General features: G+C 71.0%; 19 protein-coding genes. 14 read left to right on the forward strand and 5 right to left on the reverse strand.

Annotation, left to right across the window (positions count from 1 at the left end):
- The first annotated feature begins 106 nt into the window (after nucleotides 1–106).
- From ACIQHQ_RS23455 to ACIQHQ_RS23490, 8 genes are all read left to right on the forward strand, one after another.
- Nucleotides 107–751 (forward strand): HAD family hydrolase, encoded by a 645-nt coding sequence (locus tag ACIQHQ_RS23455; RefSeq protein WP_402614561.1) that lies wholly within the window; start codon nucleotides 107–109, stop codon nucleotides 749–751.
- Between the two features lie 97 nt (nucleotides 752–848).
- Nucleotides 849–2066 (forward strand): MFS transporter, encoded by a 1218-nt coding sequence (locus ACIQHQ_RS23460; protein ID WP_402614564.1) that lies wholly within the window; start codon nucleotides 849–851, stop codon nucleotides 2064–2066.
- The gene (locus ACIQHQ_RS23465) at nucleotides 2017–3189 is read left to right on the forward strand and encodes an acetoin utilization protein AcuC (protein ID WP_402614567.1); all 1173 of its coding nucleotides are present in this window, start codon (nucleotides 2017–2019) and stop codon (nucleotides 3187–3189) included. Before ACIQHQ_RS23460 ends, ACIQHQ_RS23465 begins: the two co-directional genes overlap by 50 nt.
- A gap of 84 nt (nucleotides 3190–3273) precedes the next feature.
- A complete protein-coding gene (locus ACIQHQ_RS23470; protein WP_402614570.1) occupies nucleotides 3274–4089 on the forward strand; it encodes a phosphatase in 816 nt (271 codons plus the stop codon).
- A 129-nt stretch (nucleotides 4090–4218) separates the two neighbouring features.
- Nucleotides 4219–4431, forward strand: coding sequence for a helix-turn-helix domain-containing protein (locus tag ACIQHQ_RS23475; protein ID WP_004984898.1), 213 nt, complete (start codon nucleotides 4219–4221; stop codon nucleotides 4429–4431).
- 155 nt (nucleotides 4432–4586) lie between these two features.
- A complete protein-coding gene (locus ACIQHQ_RS23480; protein ID WP_003948845.1) occupies nucleotides 4587–4685 on the forward strand; it encodes a 30S ribosomal protein bS22 in 99 nt (32 codons plus the stop codon).
- Nucleotides 4686–4885: 200 nt separating this feature from the next.
- On the forward strand, nucleotides 4886–5947 hold the full coding sequence (locus ACIQHQ_RS23485) for an NAD-dependent epimerase/dehydratase family protein (protein ID WP_402614573.1): 1062 nt from the start codon (nucleotides 4886–4888) through the stop codon (nucleotides 5945–5947).
- Between the two features lie 14 nt (nucleotides 5948–5961).
- Nucleotides 5962–7017, forward strand: coding sequence for a lysophospholipid acyltransferase family protein (locus tag ACIQHQ_RS23490; protein WP_402614576.1), 1056 nt, complete (start codon nucleotides 5962–5964; stop codon nucleotides 7015–7017).
- A gap of 209 nt (nucleotides 7018–7226) precedes the next feature.
- Here the strand turns inward: ACIQHQ_RS23490 and ACIQHQ_RS23495 are convergent, their stop codons facing one another.
- From ACIQHQ_RS23495 to ACIQHQ_RS23505, 3 genes are all read right to left on the reverse strand, one after another.
- Nucleotides 7227–8477: a DUF5667 domain-containing protein gene (locus ACIQHQ_RS23495; RefSeq protein WP_402614578.1), complete on the reverse strand. Its 1251-nt coding sequence runs from the start codon at nucleotides 8475–8477 to the stop codon at nucleotides 7227–7229.
- A gap of 236 nt (nucleotides 8478–8713) precedes the next feature.
- Entirely contained in the window at nucleotides 8714–9484 is a 771-nt protein-coding gene (locus ACIQHQ_RS23500) for an ECF subfamily RNA polymerase sigma factor, BldN family (protein ID WP_306928396.1), read from the reverse strand.
- A 349-nt stretch (nucleotides 9485–9833) separates the two neighbouring features.
- Nucleotides 9834–10751 carry an HAD family hydrolase gene (locus ACIQHQ_RS23505; RefSeq protein ID WP_402614582.1) on the reverse strand — a complete coding sequence of 306 codons (918 nt, stop codon included), beginning with the start codon at nucleotides 10749–10751 and terminating at the stop codon, nucleotides 9834–9836.
- A 163-nt stretch (nucleotides 10752–10914) separates the two neighbouring features.
- Between ACIQHQ_RS23505 and ACIQHQ_RS23510 the strand changes: the two genes are divergently transcribed.
- The 5 genes from ACIQHQ_RS23510 to ACIQHQ_RS23530 all read left to right on the forward strand — a co-directional run bounded on the left by ACIQHQ_RS23510 (nucleotide 10915) and on the right by ACIQHQ_RS23530 (nucleotide 16732).
- Nucleotides 10915–11193 (forward strand): glutaredoxin family protein, encoded by a 279-nt coding sequence (locus tag ACIQHQ_RS23510; protein WP_086603661.1) that lies wholly within the window; start codon nucleotides 10915–10917, stop codon nucleotides 11191–11193.
- 313 nt (nucleotides 11194–11506) lie between these two features.
- Nucleotides 11507–12268, forward strand: coding sequence for a redox-sensing transcriptional repressor Rex (locus ACIQHQ_RS23515; RefSeq protein ID WP_402614585.1), 762 nt, complete (start codon nucleotides 11507–11509; stop codon nucleotides 12266–12268).
- Complete coding sequence (locus ACIQHQ_RS23520; RefSeq protein ID WP_402614588.1) at nucleotides 12265–14037, forward strand: glutamyl-tRNA reductase; 1773 nt, start codon at nucleotides 12265–12267, stop codon at nucleotides 14035–14037. The genes ACIQHQ_RS23515 and ACIQHQ_RS23520 overlap by 4 nt, the downstream gene beginning before the upstream one ends.
- Nucleotides 14034–15029 (forward strand): hydroxymethylbilane synthase, encoded by a 996-nt coding sequence (hemC, locus tag ACIQHQ_RS23525; RefSeq protein ID WP_402614591.1) that lies wholly within the window; start codon nucleotides 14034–14036, stop codon nucleotides 15027–15029. The genes ACIQHQ_RS23520 and hemC overlap by 4 nt, the downstream gene beginning before the upstream one ends.
- Nucleotides 15026–16732: a uroporphyrinogen-III synthase gene (locus ACIQHQ_RS23530; RefSeq protein WP_402614594.1), complete on the forward strand. Its 1707-nt coding sequence runs from the start codon at nucleotides 15026–15028 to the stop codon at nucleotides 16730–16732. The genes hemC and ACIQHQ_RS23530 overlap by 4 nt, the downstream gene beginning before the upstream one ends.
- Before the next feature lie 24 nt (nucleotides 16733–16756).
- Here the strand turns inward: ACIQHQ_RS23530 and ACIQHQ_RS23535 are convergent, their stop codons facing one another.
- Nucleotides 16757–18145 (reverse strand): FAD-binding oxidoreductase, encoded by a 1389-nt coding sequence (locus ACIQHQ_RS23535; protein ID WP_402614597.1) that lies wholly within the window; start codon nucleotides 18143–18145, stop codon nucleotides 16757–16759.
- Between the two features lie 192 nt (nucleotides 18146–18337).
- Here ACIQHQ_RS23535 and hemB point away from each other — a divergent pair, with 192 nt between their 5' ends.
- Complete coding sequence (gene hemB, locus ACIQHQ_RS23540; protein WP_402614599.1) at nucleotides 18338–19336, forward strand: porphobilinogen synthase; 999 nt, start codon at nucleotides 18338–18340, stop codon at nucleotides 19334–19336.
- Between the two features lie 256 nt (nucleotides 19337–19592).
- On the opposite strand, the gene ACIQHQ_RS23545 is transcribed toward hemB, so the two are convergent.
- Nucleotides 19593–19949 carry a hypothetical protein gene (locus ACIQHQ_RS23545; protein ID WP_402614602.1) on the reverse strand — a complete coding sequence of 119 codons (357 nt, stop codon included), beginning with the start codon at nucleotides 19947–19949 and terminating at the stop codon, nucleotides 19593–19595.
- Between the last annotated feature and the right edge of the window lie 66 nt (nucleotides 19950–20015).

Here is a 20015-nt window from a genome sequence, read left to right on the forward strand (position 1 = left end):
GGTACTGCAGGGGGGACCCTGTGGGAGAGTAGGACGCCGCCGAACAATTTTTGGGAAAACCCCCGCATCTTCGGATGCGGGGGTTTTCTGCGTTTAGGCTCCATTCATGCGCTATGACCTCGTGATCTTCGACAATGACGGCGTACTCGTCGACAGTGAGCCCATCTCCAACCGGTTGCTCGCGGCGTACCTCACCGAGCTGGGACACCCCACCTCGTACGAGGAGTCCATCAGGGACTACATGGGTTCGGCCATGCACCGGATCCATGAGCTGGTACTCGAGCGGACCGGGCAGCGGCTCCCGGAGAACTTCGACGACGTTTTTCACGCGCGGGTGTTCGCGGCGTTCGAGCGGGAACTGGTGGCCGTGGCCGGGGCCTCCGACGTCCTGGAGAAGCTGACCGCGGACGGGGTGCCGTACTGTGTCGCGTCCTCCGGGAGTCATGAGCGGATCCGGGTGGGGCATCGGACGACAGGGCTCGACCGGTGGTTCGACGAGGGCCGGATCTTCAGCTCGCAGGACGTGGGGCGAGGCAAGCCGGCCCCCGACCTGTTCCTGTACGCCGCCGAGCGGATGGGCGTGGCGCCCGGGCGGTGTGTCGTCGTGGAGGACAGTCCGCTGGGGGTGCGGGCGGCCGTCGCGGCCGGCATGGACGTGTACGGGTTCACCGCCATGACACCGGCGGAGAAGCTCGCCGAGGCCAATCAACTCTTCTCCGACATGGCCGAGTTGACCGGTCTGCTCGTCTGACACCCTGACCGCTCGAGCCCAACGGCGGCGTAGGTGAGGCACATTCATCTTTGGCTGGATCTACCCACGGGTAAGCCGGGGCCCTACGCTCGCCGCCATGACTGATGTGCTGCGGCGCGGCAGGGCCTCGCTGGCGTTCAGCTTCTTGGCGCAGGGAGTCGCCTTCGCTCTGCTCGTGACGAGGATCCCGGCCATCCAGGACCGGTACGGGGTCTCCGACGCGCTGCTGCCCGCGTTTCTGGCCGCGGTGCCGATCCTCGCCGGGGTCGGGAGCGTCACCACCGAGCGGCTGGTGAAGCGGGTGCGGCCGAGCCTGCTGCTGCGGTGGTCCCAGCCGGTGGTGCTGCTGGCGCTGCTCGGCGTCGGGGCCGGGGAGCGGATGGTGGAGCTCGGGGTGGCGCTGGCGGCGTTCGGGCTCGCCGTCGGGGTGCTGGACGCGTCGATGAACATGCTCGGCGTGAGCCTCCAGCGGTCGTACGGACGCAGCATCATGCTCAGCTTCCACGCGGCGTACAGCCTGGGCGGGATCGTCGGGGCGTCGCTGGCGTGGGTGGGGGCCCACTGGCAGCTCGCGTTGTGGGTGTCGTACCTGCCGGTCGTGCTGGTGCTGCTGCCGGCCGTGCTGGTGGGGAGCCGGTGGTATGTCGACGACCGGGACGTGGCGCCTGCGGGGGAGGAGAAGACCGGGGAGGGGCAGGCGGTCGTCTTCAAGTGGTTGTTTCCGTTGTGTCTGGTGATGACGGTCGCGTACATCGGGGACTCGACGGTCTCCAACTGGAGTGCCAAGTACCTCCAGGACGTGCTGGGCAGCTCCGAGCAGATGGCGACGGTGCCGTACAACGTGTACATGGTCACCACGCTGCTGGGGCGGGCGATCGGGGACCTCGGGGTGCGGCGCTTCGGGGCCGCGGCGGTCGTACGGGGTGGAGCGCTGGTGGCGGCGGGCGGGTTCGCCGTGGTGGCCGTGGCGCCGGGGGCGTGGCTCGGGATGCTGGGGTTCACGCTGCTGGGACTGGGATTGTGCGTGCTGGTGCCGCAGACGTTCGCGGCGGCGGGCAGGCTGTTCCCCGGGGCTTCGGACGCGGCTGTCGCGCGGTTGAATGTCTTCAACTATGTGGGGTTCTTGATCGGTTCGCCGTTGGTCGGGGCGCTCGGAGATCTGTGGAGCTACCGAGGGGCCATGCTCGTGCCGATGGTGTTGGTGCTGGTGACGCTGGTGTACGCCCGGTCGTTCGCGGCTCCACCGGACCGATACGGTGGCGGGCATGAGCGGCCGCGCACAGCTGATGTGGGACGAGGCAGTAACGGGCTATGACTTCGGTCCGGGGCATCCGATGGACCCGGTCCGGCTCGCCCTGACCCGGGCACTGGTCGGCGCCTTCGGGCTGGACCGCGAGGTGGAGGTCGTCGCCGCGAAGGCGGCCGGGGAGTCGACGCTGCGGCTGGTCCACCGGGAGGACTACATCGGCGCGGTGAAGGCCGCGTCGGTGGATCCGGCGGCGGCGGATCAGTCGTACGGGCTGGGGACGCTGGACGATCCGGCGTTCGCCGGGATGCACGAGGTGTCGTCGCTGATCGCCGGGCAGTCGGTGGGGGCGGCGGAGGCGGTGTGGCGCGGTGAGGCGCTGCACGCGGTGAACTTCGCGGGCGGGCTGCACCACGCGATGCCGGGCGGGGCGTCCGGGTTCTGCATCTACAACGACGCCTCGCTGGCCATCGCGCGGCTGCTGGAGCTCGGGGCCGAGCGGGTCGCGTACATCGACGTCGACGTGCATCACGGGGACGGGGTCCAGGCGGCGTTCTGGGATGACCCGCGGGTGCTGACGATCTCCCTGCACGAGCATCCCCGGACGTTGTTCCCGCAGACCGGGTGGCCGGAGGAGACCGGGGCGGACTCCGCGGAGGGCTCGGCGGCGAACGTGGCGCTGCCGGCCGGGACCGGGGACGCGGGGTGGCTGCGGGCGTTCCACGCGGTCGTGCCGGAGCTGATCGCGGACTTCCGGCCGCAGGTGCTGGTGACGCAGCACGGGGCCGATACGCACTTCGAGGATCCGCTGGCGCACCTGGCGGTGTCGCTGGACGCGCAGCGGGCGGTGCAGATGGCCTGTCACGACCTGGCGCACGAGTACGCCGGCGGGCGGTGGGTTGCCCTGGGCGGGGGCGGCTACGCGGTGGTCGACGTGGTGCCGCGCTCGTGGACGCATCTGGTCGCGATCGCGGCCGGCCGGGCCGTGGAGCCCGAAGTGATGATCCCCGAGGGCTGGCGGCAGGAAGTGTTCGCCAAGACGCGGCAGTTGGCCCCGGCCCGGATGACGGACGGGCGCTGGCCCGTCTCCTGGAGCGGCTGGGAGGAGGGCTACGATCCCGCGGACCGGCTGGACCAGGCGGTGCTGGCGGCCCGGCGGGCGGTGTTCCCGCTGCGGGGGCTGCTGGCGTGAGGCGGTGAGGCCCGCCGTAGGCCGACCGTGCGGTGTTCGGCGGTTCCCGGGACAGGCGGAGCGCCGATCACGCACGATCTTCCTGTGCTGACCACCGAAGCCCTGCGTGCGCATCTGGTGGGCGCACGGCTCGCCGGGACCGTGGCGACCTCTCGCGAGGCGAGCCTGCGCAGCTACCGGCTCTTCGCCGCCCGGGACCCTCGTGTGCTGCTCGGTATCGATCCCGAAGGGCCGTGGCGGCAGCGGGAGTTGATCGAGCTGATGGCGGACCGGTGCGGTGTTTCAGCCGATTCCCGGCAGGTTTCCGGCCAGGACGTGATCGATCCGGAGCGGACCCTGGCGGCGCTGGACGCCTTCGCGGAACGCCTCGCCGAGGCCGCCCGGCGCCGTGCCCCCGTGCTCCTCGGCACCGGGCACCCGCACACCCTGCTCGGTTTCTACGGCGCTCTGGCAGACGCGCTGTCGGCGGCGGGATGTGCCGTCCTCACCCCCGCGCAGGGTCGCCGTGTCGACATAACGACCCGGTTCGGCCTACGCACGTACAACCTCGACTACGTACGAGGAGTCGCGCTCGTGCGGACCTCGGGAGCGGAACGCCCCGGTTGTGAGCCCGGCGCACATACGCACTCACCTCTCCCGGTTCGTACCGTACTGGCCGCTTGCGCGGAGGCCGGTGGCCCTCTTCCCGAGCTCGTGATCGGGGACCACGGGTGGGTCTGCGGAGCAGGTCAGCTGGGGTTCGAGGCCATCGGGCCGGCCGATACGAACGACCCGGCGCTGTTCGTGGGAGAGGCCGAGGGGTCCGTGTCGGTCGTCGTTCCGCTTGATGACGGCGTGCGGTCTGATTACTACCTGCCGCTTACCCGCTACGTACTCAATCGGGCGTGTCTGTCACAGTAGGCCGCCGATGGGTGCACCTCTTCCCCACTCGCATCACTGGCCCCTACATTGGGGAGTGAGCACGCAGCGACGAAGAGTCACCGGAAGGGGAAGCCGGTGGCCGTCGAGTGCGGAAGGTTCAGGTGTGTCATGGCTGCAGCTGGCGAGAGGCCTCTGAACGAGGTTCAGTTCCTAACCGTGGCGGAAGTCGCCTCGGTGATGCGAGTGTCGAAGATGACCGTGTACCGATTGGTGCACAGCGGTCATCTGCCCGCGATCCGTGTGGGGCGGTCCTTCCGCGTCCCGGAGCAAGCGGTTCACGAGTACCTCCGCGAGAGCTATGTGGGGGTGGAAACCGCCTGACGGCAGGGCCGGGGTGATCCCCACAGGGCACGTCGGGATCCCCCCGGCCTCCTCGATTACGACCTCAGCGCTCGGACGGGTAGGCTGACCCCTCGTAGGTCGTATGGGCCCATGGCGCCCAAACACCGAGTGATGAGAAGTGAGCGAGGGTAGTCGTGGGCTCTGTTATCAAGAAGCGGCGCAAGCGGATGGCGAAGAAGAAGCACCGCAAGCTGCTCAAGCGCACGCGCGTTCAGCGTCGCAACAAGAAGTAAGTTCGCGACGCGGACGCCGCGAGAGCGTTGCTGTGGCCCCTCACCACCGGTGGGGGGCCACACGCATATCCCCTCCCGCCGTCCGGCCGGCTTCGGTCACTTCACGCATCAGGCGGTCATCACAGCGCGACGACGACCCGCTAAGTTGGCCCCACGGGGGAACGCGCGGGACAAGAGGTTCTGGAAGGAAGGCGCTGATCTTGGGCAAGGTCGTGCTCGTGACCGGAGTGGCCCGCCAGCTGGGGGGCCGGTTCGTCCGGCGGATCCAGCGGGACCCCGAGGTGGACCGGGTCGTCGCCGTGGACGCGGTGCCGCCCGAGCACCATCTGGGTGGTGCGGACTTCGTCCAGGCCGACATCCGGCAGCCCACCATCGCGCGCGTGCTCGCCGAGACGGGTGCCGACACGATCGTCCACCTGGACGTGACGGGCACGCCGCTGGGCAGCGGCAACCGGACGTCCCTGAAGGAGAACAACGTCATCGGCACCATGCAGCTGCTCGGTGCCTGCCAGAAGTCCCCGGCCGTGCGACGACTGGTCGTGAAGTCCAGCACCAACGTCTACGGCTCCGCACCCCGCGACCCGGCCGTCTTCACCGAGACGACCCCGCCCAAGTCCCTGCCCAGCGGCGGCTTCGCCAAGGACACCGTCGAGGTCGAGGGGTACGTCCGTGGCTTCGCGCGCCGCAGGCCCGATGTGGCCGTGTGCGTGCTGCGGTTCGCCAACATCCTGGGCCCGGCCGCCGACACACCGCTCGCCTCGTACTTCGCGCTGCCGGTCCTGCCGACCGTGTTCGGCTACGACCCGCGGCTGCAGTTCGTGCACGAGGACGACGTGATCGAGGTGTTGCGGATCGGCTCGCACGAACCCCGGCGGGGCACGCTCAACAGCGGCACCTTCAACATCGCCGGCGACGGCGTGCTCCTGCTCTCCCAGTGCTCCCGGCGCCTCGGGCGTCCCACCGTGCCCCTGCTGCTCCCGGCCGTCACCTGGGCGGGCTCACTGGTGCGTACGCTGGGTATGACGGACTTCTCGCCCGAGCAGATCCGGCTGCTCACCCACGGCCGGGTCGTGGCGACGGGCCAGATGCGCGAGACGCTGGGATTCCAGCCCAAATACACGACCGCGGAGACGTTCGCGGACTTCGCCCGGAGCCAGGGTCCCGGACTTCTTCCGCCGGAGGCCCTCGCGGGGGCCGTGGACCGGATCGCCGACCTGCCTCTCGCGGGCGGCGGACACTCCCCGACGCAGAGCGCCAACTGAGGAGCGCATCAACGATGGCGGACGCCAAGGTCATTCCGTTCGACGACGACCGGTCCCGCGGGAGCGCCGCGCAGCGCCCCCAGCGGCGCCGGAGCGCCGGGAACCGCCGCCCGGGCACGGAGTCCGTGCCGGTCCGCGAGGTGCAGCCCCTGCCCACCAGGGCGGATCCGCAGGATGATGTTCCTGTGACTTCTGAGGAGCAGCCGCCGGAGCCTTCCCGGGACGGCGACGGCGGGCTGGAGCGGCGGATCGCGGGCGGCCTGGCCTTCCTGCGCCGCCGCCTCACCGGGGACTACGAGGTCGACGACTTCGGCTACGACGAGGAGCTCACCGACCAGGTCCTGATGTCCCTGCTGCGCCCGCTGTACGAGAAGTATTTCCGGGTCGAGGTGAAGGGCGTCGAGAACATCCCGTCCGAGGGCGGCGCGCTGATCGTCGCCAACCATTCCGGCACGCTGCCCATGGACGGGCTGATGATGCAGGTCGCCGTGCACGACAACCATCCGGCGGGCCGGCATCTGCGGCTGCTCGCCGCGGACCTGGTCTTCATGCTGCCGGTGGTCAACGAGCTGGCCCGCAAGCTCGGTCACACCCTGGCGTGCGCCGAGGACGCGGCACGGCTGCTGGAACAGGGTGAAGTGGTCGGGGTGATGCCGGAGGGGTTCAAGGGTCTCGGCAAGCCCTTCGCGGACCGCTACAAGCTGCAGCGCTTCGGACGCGGTGGTTTCGTCTCGACGGCTCTGCGTGCGGGCACGCCGATCGTGCCCTGCTCGATCGTGGGGGCGGAGGAGATCTACCCGATGATCGGCAACGCCAAGACGGTCGCGCGGCTGCTGGGCTTCCCGTACTTCCCCATCACGCCCACCTTCCCGTGGCTCGGCCCGCTCGGGGCGATCCCTCTGCCGACCAAGTGGACGATCCAGTTCGGCGAGCCGATCCCCACGGACGGCTATCCGCCGGAGGCGGCCGAGGACCCGATGCTGATGTTCAACCTGACCGACCAGGTCAGGGAGCAGATCCAGCACACGCTGTACAAGCTGCTGGTGCAGCGGCGGTCGGTGTTCTTCTGACTCCGACGTTCGCGACAGCCGCCGGTCGCTCGGAGCCGCCCGGCCGAGTCCGGCGCAGCTGTCCGAACTCTGCGGAGAAGTGCGAGGGCCGCAGACAGGAGGGGCCAAGCTGCTGGTGCAGCAGCGGTCGGTCTTCCTCTGATCCTCGCCGTGTACGACGACGGGGGCGCCCCTTGCTCCAAGGGGCGCCCCCACTCTCGCGCCGTCGCCTAGTCCGCGTCCTCGCTGTCGACGCCCAGACCGGGCAGCAGCCCGGGCAGCAGCGGCGGGAGCGTCACGTCGGGCTCGGGGACCGGCGTGTTGCCTTCCGCCGACGGGGAGGTGCTCGCCTCGCCGCCCTTGTCCTTCGGCGGGTCGAGTAGGCCGCCGGTGCTGCCCCCGAGCAGGCCGTCGCTGCCGGAGCCGGAGCCGGCCGAACGGCTCGGGCTGCCGCTGCCGGTGCGGCCCTCGTCGCTCTGCCTGTCGCCGCTGTCGCTCGGGCGGGTCGAGCGGTCGCTGCCGGAGGAGCCGCTGGGGGCCGCCTCGGAGGCACCCTGCCGCTCGCCGTCGCCGCCGCTCGTGGCCGGGGGCTCGGGCAGCAGGGACCGCAGCGGGGCGACGTCCTCCTCTATGGCGTCGAACACCGAGGAGACCTGCTCGCTGACGTCTCCGAGCTGAACGGGCAGTCGTTCGCGCAGTTCCCCCCAGGCCTCGCGGTGGGAGTGGGAGAACGCGGACAGGGCCTGGATGGGGCCGAGCGAGTCCGGGTCGTGCTCGTACGCCTCGCTCAGCAGCCGGTGGCCCTCCGACGCGTCGTGCCGCATGCCGGACAGGGCGCGGCGGATCTCGCCGAGGGACTCGTGGTCCAGGGGGCCGCTGCGGCCGCGCTCCATCAGACGCCGGGCTTCGCTGAGCCGGGTGGAGGCGTGGTCGAGATAGACCCGGCCGCGCTCGTCCGATCCGTCGGCGAGGCCGAGCTTGACGTCCTCGATGCCGCGCTTGAGGCCGTAGAGCGAATCACCGGGCAGGGCGTCCGAGCTGGCGGCGGAGACGCCGCCGAAGGCGCTCGCGGCCACCCCGACACTGAGTCCGCCCGCGGTGAGGCCCTTGGCGAGCCGGGAACGCGGCCGGAACCTCTTCAGCGAACTCGCGCGGTGAGCGCCACGGGTCCGGGAGCGCTGCTCGGGGACCGCACGGTCCGTCGCCCCGCCGCCCACGGTGCCCTCCTGCAGCATGGCCTCGAACGCGGCCACCAGCTGGGCCCGCTGGACGACCTTGACCTCCGGGTCGAGCTCCGGCTTGGGCAACGCGCCGAGACCCGAGGCCAGCGCCAGATGGCGGGCCTGTTCGCTCGATTCGGCGGCTGCCGGGGCCGGTGCCGATCCTTCGGGCTGCTCGGCCGCCGTGCCCTGCTCGGACTGCTCCTCCAGGGCCTGGGCGAAGGCGTTCGCCCGCCGGTGCGCCGATACGTTCGCGATCACTGGCGGCACCTCCTCTCGTCATGACGGTCGACTCCCCAGGGGGTCCTGAGGGTTGCACACCCTGACCACGACCACACGATCGAGTGATCGGAGTCGGCCAGGGGGTGACCACAGGGAGCCTGCATCCCGCACAACGAGCGGCGTGGCACTTGGGTTACGGACGACGGCTGATCGGATGCCGAAGTCAACGGACTGTCACGGAACGTGAGTTGGGTGTCGCCGTCCGTGCGGGGGTGTCAGCGGGCGTCTTCCGGGAGGAGCCGGGCGAGGGTGCGGACGGCCCGGTACTGGAGGGTCTTGATGGCGCCCTCGTTCTTGCCCATCACCCGGGCGGTCTCGGCCACGGAGAGGCCCTGGAGGAAGCGGAGCGTCACGCACTCCTGCTGCTGGGGGTTGAGCCGCCGTACGGCGTCGAGCAGGGCGGCGTTGGAGAGGGACTCCAGGACGGAGTCTTCGGGGGAGCGCTCGACCTCGTTGGCGTCGAGCATCTCGCCGGTGGTGACCTCGAGGCGGAAGCGGCTGGACTTGAAGTGGTCCGCGACGAGGTTGCGGGCGATGGTGACGAGCCAGGCGCCGAAGTCACGGCCCTGCCAGGTGAAGGTGCCGATGCGGCGCAGGGCGCGCAGAAAGGTCTCGCTGGTGAGGTCCTCGGCGGTCGCCTTTCCTCCGACCCGGTAGTAGATGTACCGGTAGACGGTGTCGCTGTACTGGTCGTAGAGACGGCCGAAGGCGTCGGACTCGCCCGCCTGGGCACGCTCCACGAGATCCATCATCCGGGCGCTGTCGCTGTCAGCGGCAGGCCGGCGTGCGGTGGCCGCGCCGGACGGGCGCCCTCGTCTGCCGACCGCGGCGCTGCCGTCGGCCAGTGCGTAGCAAGGGCCTACGGGCGCGGCGGTGGCGAATGCGGGGACGGCGTACGCGGTGGGGACGAAGCCGCGCAACAGGTCTTGGACCGTTGTACGCAGCGTAGCCAGGCCCGAGGCGTCAACCCCGACGTGTGGGTACACGGGACTCCCAGAGGCAGAGCTTCCATCACGAGCAGTGCGGGACCTTTCACCCGTCGTAGCGACGGAGGGGTACCGGATTGCGTCTGAGGAGAATAACGCTTCGTACAGGCGCTGCTACACCGAGTTGCTCAAATCATCGATTACGTCGCTTCCGTAACCGATTGACGCCGGATCCAGTGCCGGAAGGTGAACGCTTGTTGATCGAAAAGGTTCGGATTGCGGCTGAGTCCAGGGCGTGTTGTGGCCGTGTGCAGCCAAGAGGACTGAACACGAGGTTGTGGGGGTACGCCAGTTGGATTTACGGGGTTTGTCATCCCGCAAACGATGGTGTTCCGGATTGATCGGATGGTCAGCGGCGGCGTCGGTGCAGGGCGATGGCGGCCGCCGTCCCGCCGGCGACCGCGCCGACGCCCGCCGCGGCCGGGATGCCGACCTTGGCCGCCTTGCGGCCCGTGCGGTAGTCGCGCAGGCGCCACTCCAGCCGGCGGGCGTGCTTGCGCAGTTTGCTGTCCGGGTTGATGGCGTACGGGTGGCCGACCAGCGACAGCATCGGGATGTCGTTGTGCGAGTCGCTGTAGGCGGCGCAGCGGCCGAGGTCCAGTCCCTCGGCGGCGGCCAGGGCGCGGACCGCCTCGGCCTTCGCGGGGCCGTGCAGCGGTTCCCCGACGAGCTTGCCGGTGTAGACGCCGTCGACGGACTCGGCGACCGTGCCGAGGGCGCCGGTCAGACCGAGGCGGCGGGCGATGACCGTGGCGATCTCGACGGGGGCGGCCGTCACCAGCCACACCTTCTGGCCGGCGTCCAGATGGGCCTGGGCGAGGGCGCGGGTGCCGGGCCAGATGCGCTCGGCCATGTACTCGTCGTAGATCTCCTCGCCGATCGACTGCAGCTCGGCGACGCGATGGCCCTTGACGATGGACAGGGCCGAGTCGCGGGCCTCCTGCATGTGCTCGGGATCCTCGACCCCGGCGAGGCGGAACCATGCCTGCTGCCAGGCGAACCTCGCGAGGTCGCGCGTCTCGAAGAACTTCCGCTTGTGCAGACCGCGTCCGAAGTGGAAGAGGGCGGCGCCCTGCATGACGGTGTTGTCCAGGTCGAAGAAGGCGGCGGCCCGGTCGTCGCCGTGGACCGGGAACTGCGGTTCCTCGGTCGAGCCGGCGACTTCCTGTGAGGACTTGCGTGCTGCCTCCGCCGAGGCCTCGCCTGCCAAAACGCTCCGCGCCGTGGCGGAGCGCCTACGGGGAGTGAGCCATCCGAGAGCGGCCATGGCGTGAGCATAGCCAGTTTGTTCGGTGGTTCCGGAGCCGAGAGGTTGGGACCCTGTGAACTCTCGGCAAGCGTGTCGTCAAAGATGCCGCGCCCGGCGGATGGGGGCCGGCGCGCCTCCTGGCGCTTTCGCGAGGGTTCCGTTTGTCCGCTGGCGCGGGACAATGGCCGACATGAGTCCCCTCTTCCGCCGCAGGCCCCCTCGAGACCGGCTCGTCACCCTGATCCGCAAGCCCGGCTGTCATCTGTGTGATGACGCACAGGTCGTTGTGGAGAAGGTGTGCGGCGATCTCGGAGTCCCCTGGGAGCAGAAGGACATCACCGAGGATCGGGAGTTGCACGACCAGTACTGGGAGCAGATCCCGGTCGTACTGGTGGACGGCAGGCAGCACACGTTCTGGCGCGTGAACGAGGACCGCCTGCGCAAGGCGCTGACCGACTGATCCCACCCAGTGAGCGACTGACCGATCAGTCCAAAGAGGCCGCCGGGTCGCTTAGGATCGATGGTGACTTGGTCTCGGGGGCGGGATTCGCTGAGGAGAGTGTGCGGTTTTGCCCTCGAAAGACAAGGAACGGTGGTGCGTATGCGCCGGTTCCCTGCGCGTGCGCCGGGGGCGCGTGACCCCGGTCACGTTGGCCGGGCAAATCGGACACCATCTTTGTGCACGCGTTCACAAAGGCATAGCCTGCATTCGACGGGGCGGTCATGTAGGGACGTATGACCGCCTACAGCCCCGCTCTACCCGCAGGAGCACCGTGGCAACTGGCCGAACTCACCGACCGGCGACCCGCAGCCGAGGGATTCCCGAGGCCACCGTCGCCCGGCTTCCGCTGTACCTCCGCGCTCTGACCGCGTTGTCGGAGCGCTCGGTTCCCACGGTCTCCTCCGAGGAGCTCGCGGCCGCGGCGGGGGTCAACTCCGCGAAGCTGCGCAAGGACTTCTCCTACCTCGGGTCGTACGGGACCAGGGGTGTCGGCTACGACGTCGAGTATCTCGTGTACCAGATCTCCCGCGAACTGGGGCTCACCCAGGACTGGCCGGTCGTGATCGTCGGTATCGGAAACCTCGGCGCCGCCCTCGCCAACTACGGCGGCTTCGCCTCCCGCGGGTTCCGGGTCGCCGCGCTGATCGACGCCGATCCGGCCATGGCCGGCAAGCCCGTCGCCGGGATCCCGGTGCAGCACTCCGACGACCTGGAGAAGATCATCCAGGACAACGGCGTGTCGATCGGTGTCATCGCCACTCCCGCCGGTGCCGCCCAGGCGGTCTGCGACCGGCTCGTGGCCGCCGGTGTCACCTCCATCCTGAACTTCGCGCCGACCGTGCTGTCCGTGCCGGACGGCGTCGACGTGCGCAAGGTCGACCTCTCCATCGAGCTGCAGATCCTCGCATTCCACGAGCAGCGCAAGGCCGGGGAGGAGGCCGCCTCCGACGGTGGCGTCCCGGCCGCAGCCCGCCGCAGCGACTCCGCCGACCAGGGGCCCGAGGGGGACATGCCCGCCGTGATGCCGGCATGAGTCTTCTCGTCGTCGGGCTGAGCCACCGCAGCGCCCCGGTCAGCGTGCTGGAGCGGGCCGCGCTGTCCGCGGACGCGCAGGTCAAGCTGCTCCAGGACACGGTCGCCGCCGAACCGGCCTCCGAGGCCGCGATGCTCGCCACCTGCAACCGCATCGAGCTCTACGCCGACGTGGACAAGTTCCACGCCGGTGTCGCCGAGCTGTCCACGCTGCTCGCCCAGCACAGCGGGGTGGGTCTGGAGGAGCTCACTCCCTATCTCTACGTGCACTACGAGGACCGCGCCGTCCACCATCTGTTCTCGGTGGCCTGCGGCCTGGACTCGATGGTCGTCGGCGAGGGGCAGATCCTCGGCCAGATCAAGGACTCCCTGGCCCGGGCGCAGGACCTGCACTCCGCCGGCCGCCTCCTGAACGACCTGTTCCAGCAGGCCCTCAGGGTCGGCAAGCGCGCCCACTCCGAGACCGGCATCGACCGCGCCGGCCAGTCCCTGGTCACCTTCGGCCTGGAGCAGCTGGCCCGGGGCGGCGACGTACAGCAGTGGGCCCGGGGCAAGAAGGCCCTGGTCATCGGGGCCGGGTCGATGTCCTCCCTGGCCGCGGCCACGCTCGCGCGGGCCGGGGTCGCCGAGATCGTCGTCGCCAACCGCACCGTCGACCGCGCCGAGCGCCTCGCCCAGATCCTCATGGAGGGCGACGACACGGACGTGGCGGCCCGAGCGATACCGATGGAGTCGGTGCCGGCCGAGCTGACACGTGCCGACGTCGCCGTCTCGTGCACCGGCGCGACGGGCCTGGTCCTGACGGCCGAGTCGGTCGCCGAGGCGGTCGAGGGACGTACGCCCGCGCCGCGGGCCGTGCCCGGCGAGGACGGACCGGGGGCGCCGGGCGGCGAGCCCGGCTCCGCGACCGGGCCCGGCGCGCAGCGGGGCGGTGCTTCGGGCACCAGCCTCGGCAGCGAGGACGGCTGCCCGCTGGAGCTGTCCTCGGTGCAGGGCACCGCCGGATTCTCCGTGCTGGGCGAGGCCGCCGTGGCCGGAATGGCCGCCGCCGACCTGGAGCAGCACGCGGCGTGGGTGGACAACGGCACGGTGGGCGGCGCCCAGCGTGCGCCCGGCCCGGCCCGGCCGGGAACGCCCGGCACGCTCGACCCGGCCGCGGACACCGACGCCATCGCCGCGCTCGCCGCGACCGTCGCCACCGTAGGACGCATCCCCGAGCGGCGCCGGCCCGAGCCGGTCGAGGAGCCGCAGCGGCCCGAGCCCGTACTCTTTCTGCTGGACCTGGCGATGCCGCGCGACATCGACGCGGCCGTGCACCGGCTGGGCGGGGTGCGCCTGGTGGACATCGAGTCGCTGGCGGAGGCCTCCGCGGGCGCTCCGATGGCTGCCGATGTGGACCAGGTCCGGCGTATCGTCTCCGACGAGGTCGCGGCGTTCGGGGCAGCACTGCGGGCCGCGCACATCACACCGACCGTGGTCGCCCTGCGCACCATGGCCGCCGATGTCGTGGCCGGCGAGATCGCCCGGCTGGACGGGCGGCTGCCCGGTCTCGACGACAAACACCGAGCGGAGATCACCCAGACCGTGCGGCGCGTGGTCGACAAACTGCTCCACGCGCCGACCGTACGGGTCAAGCAACTCGCGGCCGAACCCGGCGGCGCCGGGTACGCGGACGCGCTGCGGACCCTGTTCGACCTCGACCCCGAGACGGTTGCCGCCGTCTCCCGGGCCGAGGACAGCACCACCGAGAAAGACCGAGGGCCGGCATGACTGACAAGGCGCTGAGGCTCGGCACCAGGCGCAGCAGGCTCGCCATGGCCCAGTCCGGGCAAGTGGCCGAGGCCGTGAGCAGGGTGACCGGACGGCCCGTCGAGCTCGTCGAGATCACCACGTACGGCGATGTCTCGCGTGAGGCGCTCGCCCAGATCGGCGGCACCGGCGTGTTCGTCACCGCCCTGCGCGACGCGCTGCTCAAGGGCGAGGTCGACTTCGCGGTGCACTCGCTGAAGGACCTGCCGACCACGCAGCCCGACGACCTGGTCGTGGCCGCCGTGCCCGTCCGGGAGGACCCGCGGGACGTGATCGTCGCCCGGGACGCGCTGAAGTTCACCGACCTTCCCCCCGGGGCCCGCATCGGTACGGGCTCGCCGCGCCGCATGGCGCAGCTCAACGCGTACGCCCGCAGCCACGCCCTGGACATAGCGACGGTTCCGATCCGCGGCAACGTCGACACCCGCATCGGATTCGTGCGCAGCGGCGAACTCGACGCAGTCGTGCTGGCCGCCGCCGGGCTGAACCGGATCGGCCGCGGTGACGAGGTGACCGACTTCCTGTCGGTCGACACGGTTTTGCCCGCCCCCGGCCAGGGGGCCCTGGCGATCGAGTGCACCGCGGGCAACGCGGACCTCGTCGCCGCGCTCGCCAAACTCGACGACCCGTTCACGCGGATCGCCGTGACGGCCGAGCGATCACTGCTCGCCGCCCTGGAAGCCGGTTGCAGCGCCCCTGTGGGCGCGCTGGCCGACTTGCCCCCACTCTCGGATCCGCTTGAGCGGGGGGACCCCCAGGCCGACGGGCAGATTGCCAAGGAAATGCGCCTGCGCGCCGTCGTCGGGACCACCGACGGCACGCGCATGGTGCAGCTGTCCACCACCGGTCCCGTGCCCGAGACGCACGACGGGGCAATGGCGCTCGGTCGCGAACTCGCGGCCGAGATGCTCGCCCAGGGCGCGGCCGGTCTGATGGGGGAGCGAGCACAGTGAGCCCCACCGCCCTTTCCGCCGGTCCCGAACACGGGCACGTCACCTTCCTGGGTGCCGGACCCGGAGATCCGGGACTGCTGACCTTGCGCGCCGTGGAGGCGCTGGCGAACGCGGACGTACTCGTCGCCGAGCACGAGGTGCTCGACGTCGTACGTCAGCACGCCAGGCAGGGCGTCTCCGAGGTCCACACGGACACGGATCCTTCCCAGGATCCGGCTCCGGGCACAGGAGCGCCCCAGCTGACGGTAGTTGACGGCACGTCAACCACCGCGCCCGTCCCCGCGGTGCGGGATGCCGCACATCTTGTCATGGAGGCCGCGCGAGGCGGCAGGCGGGTCGTGCGTGCGGTGTCCGGTGACCCGGGCCTCGACACGTACGCCGCCGAGGAGATGCTGGCGTGCGTCGCCGCCGGGGTGCCCTTCGAGGTCGTCCCCGGTATCGCGAGCGCCGTCGGTGTGCCCGCCTACGCCGGTGTGCCGCTGCGGGACGCGCAGGGCGCGGACGTGCGGTTCGTGGACGCGCGGACGGCGTCGGACCGGTGCTGGACGGAGGTCGGGGCGTCGGACGGCACGGTCGTCGTGTCCACGACGCTGGACTCCGTCGCCGCGGCGGCCGGCGAGCTCGTCTCCGCCGGGCGCAAGCCGGACACCCCGATGACGGTCACCGTCGGCGGTACGACCACCCGGCAGCGCACCTGGACCGCCACGCTCGGCACGATCGCGCAGACGCTGAAGCAGGCCAAGGTGCTGCCCTCGCCCGACGGCGGCCGGCCGGTGATAGCCGTGGTCGGTGAGCGTTCCGCCGCCGCCCAGCGCGACCAGCTCGCGTGGTTCGAGTCCAAGCCGCTGTTCGGCTGGAAGGTGCTCGTTCCCCGGACGAAGGAGCAGGCGGCGTCGCTCTCCGACCAGCTGCGGTCGTACGGGGCCGTGCCGCACGAGGTGCCGACGATCGCCGTCGAGCCGCCGCGCACGCCCCAGCAGATGGAGCGTGCGGTCAAGGGGCTCGTGACCGGCCGCTACGAGTGGATCGCCTTCACCTCGGTGAACGCGGTCAAGGCGGTGCGGGAGAAGTTCGAGGAGTACGGGCTCGACGCGCGTGCCTTCGCGGGCATCAAGGTCGCGGCCGTCGGCGAGCAGACGGCGAAGGCGCTGATCGCGTTCGGTGTGAAGCCGGACCTGGTGCCGAGCGGTGAGCAGTCGGCCGCCGGTCTGCTGGAGGACTGGCCGCCCTACGACCCGGTCTTCGACCCGATCGACAGAGTGTTCCTGCCGCGCGCCGACATCGCCACGGAGACGCTGGTGGCCGGGCTGATCGAGCTCGGCTGGGAGGTCGACGACGTCACGGCCTACCGGACCGTGCGGGCCTCGCCGCCGCCGGCGGAGACGCGTGAGGCGATCAAGGGCGGCGGGTTCGACGCCGTTCTCTTCACCTCGTCGTCGACCGTGCGGAACCTGGTCGGCATCGCCGGCAAGCCGCACAACGTCACCGTGATCGCCTGTATCGGCCCGGCCACGGCGAAGACCGCCGAGGAGCACGGGCTGCGGGTGGACGTGATGGCTCCCGAGCCGTCCGTCCACAAGCTGGCCGAAGCCCTGGCCGACTTCGGTGCGAAGCGCCGGGCGGCGGCCCTGGAGGCCGGGGATCCGGTGACGCGGCCGAGCGAGCGGCGGCCGGGGGCGCGGCGGAGGCGTTCGACGACGTAGTCCCGTCCGGTTCTGTCGCTGCGGCTACGCGGGAGTCACCGCGTGGCCGTAGCGCAGCAGGTTGGCAGGGTCGTAGGTGGCCTTGTCGTGACGCAGGCGTGCGTAGACCTCGGGGGTCCAGGCGCGGGCGCGGTCCTGTTCGTCGCCCGGGGTGCCGTGGATGTTGACCATGGTGCGGCCCGTGCCGTAGGGGGCCATGGCGGTGTAGAGGCGGCGCGTCGCCTGTTCGACGGCCTCGGCCACGGGCGGGGCGGGCATGATTCCGACCGACTCCATGAAGTAGCCGGCGTCGCGGGCGCAGACGGCGTCCTCGACGGCCGAGGGGCGGGCCAGGGCGCCGCCCATGTGCCGCAGTGAGGCGACCAGCAGCGGGTGGTCGGCACCCGCCCCCGGGCCGACCTGTTCCAGGAACGTGCCGATGGCGTCGGGGGGCAGGTCGCGCAGGAGCAGGCAGCACTCCCGTGCCGGGAGCGGGTCCTGGGGCTCCATGTGGATGCGGTCCAGGGCCGCGTGGTCCATCTCCTCGACCATGTCGACGGCCACGGGGGCGGCTGCGCGCAGCGGCGCGATCAGTGCCTCGCCCTCGGCCGTGTCGCCCGGCCAGGCGATCGCGACCCGGGCCCAGAAGCCGCCGCGCAGCGGTTCGGGGATCTGGGGGATGGGCGGCAGGCGCAAGACCGAGAACATGCTGCACATCTCGTCGGGGACGGTGCGGGTCCAGTCCGTCCAGGCCCGCAGCAGGGTCTCGGTGTGTTCGGCGTGGCAGTGGATGCCGCCGCCGTAGAGGCGGGGGAGCGGGAGCAGTTCGGCGATCAGCGAGGTCACCACGCCCACGTTGCCCTTGCCGCCGCGCAGGGCCCAGAACAGTTCCGGTTCGTGCCGGGCGTCCGTCTCGCGCAGGTGCCCGTCGGGGGTGACGACCTGGAAGGAACGGACCAGGTCGGCGGCGAAGCCGTAGGCACGGCCGAGGACCGGGAGCCCGCCGCCGAGGGTGTAGCCGATGACGCCCGCGTCGGTGGAGGTGCCGCAGAGACCGGCCAGGCCGTGGGGTGCGGCCGCGGCCATGACGTGACTCCACTTCGCGCCCGCGGCGATGGTGGCGGTGCGGGCGGTGGGGTCCACCTGGACGTCCGTCATCCGGGCCGTGCTGATCAGCAGGCCCTGTTCGATCGGGAAGTTGGCGCCGTGGCCGGTGGCCTGGACGGCGACGGGGGTGCGGGTGGCGTTCGCCCAGCGCATGGCGGTGACGATGTCGTCGGTGCCGGTGGCGCCTATGACGACGTCCGGGGTGTGCAGGGCGGCCAGGTTGAAGCCGGTGACTTCGTCGGCGTAGCCGCGTTCGCCGGGACGCAGGACGGGGCCGTCGATGTCCGACAGGGCGAAGAGGTCCGGGGTGTGGTGGGGGGCGGTCATCGCGTCCTCCGTGGGGGCGGGTACGGAGGGACGGCGGCGGCGACGCAGTGGGCCGTCGGGGTCCTTGTGTTCTCAGGATGGACCTGCCCGGTGGCGGGCGCATGGTGGGACGGTGGGCCTGTCCGGCGGGGCACGAGCACGCCGACATCGCGTCGGCATCCAGGCTTTTCGGGCGGGCGTAGCGTAGAGGGCATGACGACGTACGGATCATTCCCCGGTACTCGGCCGCGGCGGTTGCGGACCAACCCCGTGATGCGTCGGATGGTCGCCGAGACCCGGCTGCACCCCGCTGACCTCATCCTTCCGGCCTTCGTGCGGGAGGGCATCAGCGAGCCCGTGCCGATCGCGGCGATGCCGGGGGTCGTGCAGCACACCCGGGACGGTCTGAAGAAGGCCGCCGCGGAGGCGGTCGCGGCGGGGATCTCCGGGATCATGCTGTTCGGCGTGCCGGAGGAGTCGAAGAAGGACGCGCTCGGGACGCCGGGGACCGACCCGGACGGGATTCTCCAGGTCGCCCTGCGGGACGTGCGGGCCGAGGTCGGCGATGATCTGCTCGTCATGTCCGATCTGTGTCTCGACGAGACAACCGATCACGGGCACTGCGGGGTGCTGGACGCCGAGGGGCGGGTCGACAACGACGCGACCCTGGAGCGGTATGCCGAGATGGCCCAGGTGCAGGCCGACGCCGGCGCCCATGTGGTCGGGCCCAGCGGGATGATGGACGGGCAGATCGGGGTCGTCCGCGACGCCCTCGACCAGATCGGGCGGGAGGACGTCGCCATCCTCGCCTACACCGCGAAGTACGCCTCCGCCTTCTACGGGCCCTTCAGGGAGGCCGTCGGCTCGTCCCTGCGGGGGGACCGGAAGACGTATCAGCAGGATCCCGCGAACGCCCGGGAGTCGCTGCGTGAGCTCGCCCTCGATCTCGAGGAGGGCGCCGACATGGTGATGGTCAAGCCGGCCGGGCCCTACCTGGACATCCTCGCCCGGGTCGCGGACGCCGTGGACGTGCCGGTGGTCGCCTATCAGATCTCCGGCGAGTACTCGATGGTCGAGGCCGCCGCCGAGAAGGGCTGGATCGACCGGGACCGGGCGATCCTGGAGACGCTGACCGGCATCCGCCGGGCCGGTGCGCGCAGCATCCTGACCTACTGGGCCACCGAAGTGGCCCAGAAGCTCAAGGTTCAGTAGGCCGGCGCGTCGTCCCTGACGGGCAGCCTTCAGCTGACCGTCAGGGTGCCGCCCGGCGTATCCGCCCTCGTGCCGTTCCCCCGCGTCGTGAGCCTCGCGGCCGCCGCGCTGTTTGTGCCCTGCGGGCAGGCTGAACGTGAAGGTCCAGGGCCCACCCTTCCGTACGAGCGGCGCGCCGGGCGTCCCGCCGACGAGTCCCGTTGGGCGGTGAGAAGGGTCAGGGAAGGGGATTACGGAGCAGTCCTGAGGTGCGGGCTCAGTGGAACTCGTGGACCAGCTCGATCTCTCCGACGATGTGGGCGTTGAACTCGTCGAGTTCCTCGGCGGGGACCCACAGTTCGAGGATGGTGCGACCGCCGGCCTGCTGAACCGGGTAGCGGGCCAGGAAGTCCGTCTCGACCTCGAAGCGGGTGACGAATCCGGCGCCGTCGTGCTTGACGTTCCAGTCGCGGGCGATCCTGATCGCGTAGTCCTCGTTGAGGACCGGGTAGAAGATCGGCTGCTCGGGGAGCCGGGGCGGCCAGGCGCGCCAGTCGAGTGCGCGGACCAGGTCCAGTTCCACGGGGCCGGTGGGGCGCCAGAGGGTTGTCGTCGCTCGTGGGTGGGTCTGCACGGGCACCATCAAATCACTTGAACCGTTAGGTTGTTGACCGCCGTAGTGGTTGCTGATTGAACCACC

It is taken from the genome of Streptomyces sp. NPDC092370 (assembly GCF_044755265.1).
Classification (GTDB): Bacteria; Actinomycetota; Actinomycetes; order Streptomycetales; family Streptomycetaceae; genus Streptomyces.

What these genes read in the sequence shown, in the direction of transcription:
- ACIQHQ_RS23535 (WP_402614597.1), bottom strand. Translation starts at nt 18,145, where the DNA reads ATGACCGCCCCCCACCACACCCCGGACCTCTTCGCCCTGTCGGACATC.
- ACIQHQ_RS23460 (WP_402614564.1), top strand. Translation starts at nt 849, where the DNA reads ATGACTGATGTGCTGCGGCGCGGCAGGGCCTCGCTGGCGTTCAGCTTC.
- ACIQHQ_RS23475 (WP_004984898.1), top strand. Translation starts at nt 4,219, where the DNA reads ATGGCTGCAGCTGGCGAGAGGCCTCTGAACGAGGTTCAGTTCCTAACC.
- ACIQHQ_RS23520 (WP_402614588.1), top strand. Translation starts at nt 12,265, where the DNA reads ATGAGTCTTCTCGTCGTCGGGCTGAGCCACCGCAGCGCCCCGGTCAGC.
- ACIQHQ_RS23490 (WP_402614576.1), top strand. Translation starts at nt 5,962, where the DNA reads ATGGCGGACGCCAAGGTCATTCCGTTCGACGACGACCGGTCCCGCGGG.
- ACIQHQ_RS23465 (WP_402614567.1), top strand. Translation starts at nt 2,017, where the DNA reads ATGAGCGGCCGCGCACAGCTGATGTGGGACGAGGCAGTAACGGGCTAT.
- ACIQHQ_RS23505 (WP_402614582.1), bottom strand. Translation starts at nt 10,751, where the DNA reads ATGGCCGCTCTCGGATGGCTCACTCCCCGTAGGCGCTCCGCCACGGCG.
- hemB (WP_402614599.1), top strand. Translation starts at nt 18,338, where the DNA reads ATGACGACGTACGGATCATTCCCCGGTACTCGGCCGCGGCGGTTGCGG.
- ACIQHQ_RS23510 (WP_086603661.1), top strand. Translation starts at nt 10,915, where the DNA reads ATGGCCGACATGAGTCCCCTCTTCCGCCGCAGGCCCCCTCGAGACCGG.
- hemC (WP_402614591.1), top strand. Translation starts at nt 14,034, where the DNA reads ATGACTGACAAGGCGCTGAGGCTCGGCACCAGGCGCAGCAGGCTCGCC.
- ACIQHQ_RS23455 (WP_402614561.1), top strand. Translation starts at nt 107, where the DNA reads ATGCGCTATGACCTCGTGATCTTCGACAATGACGGCGTACTCGTCGAC.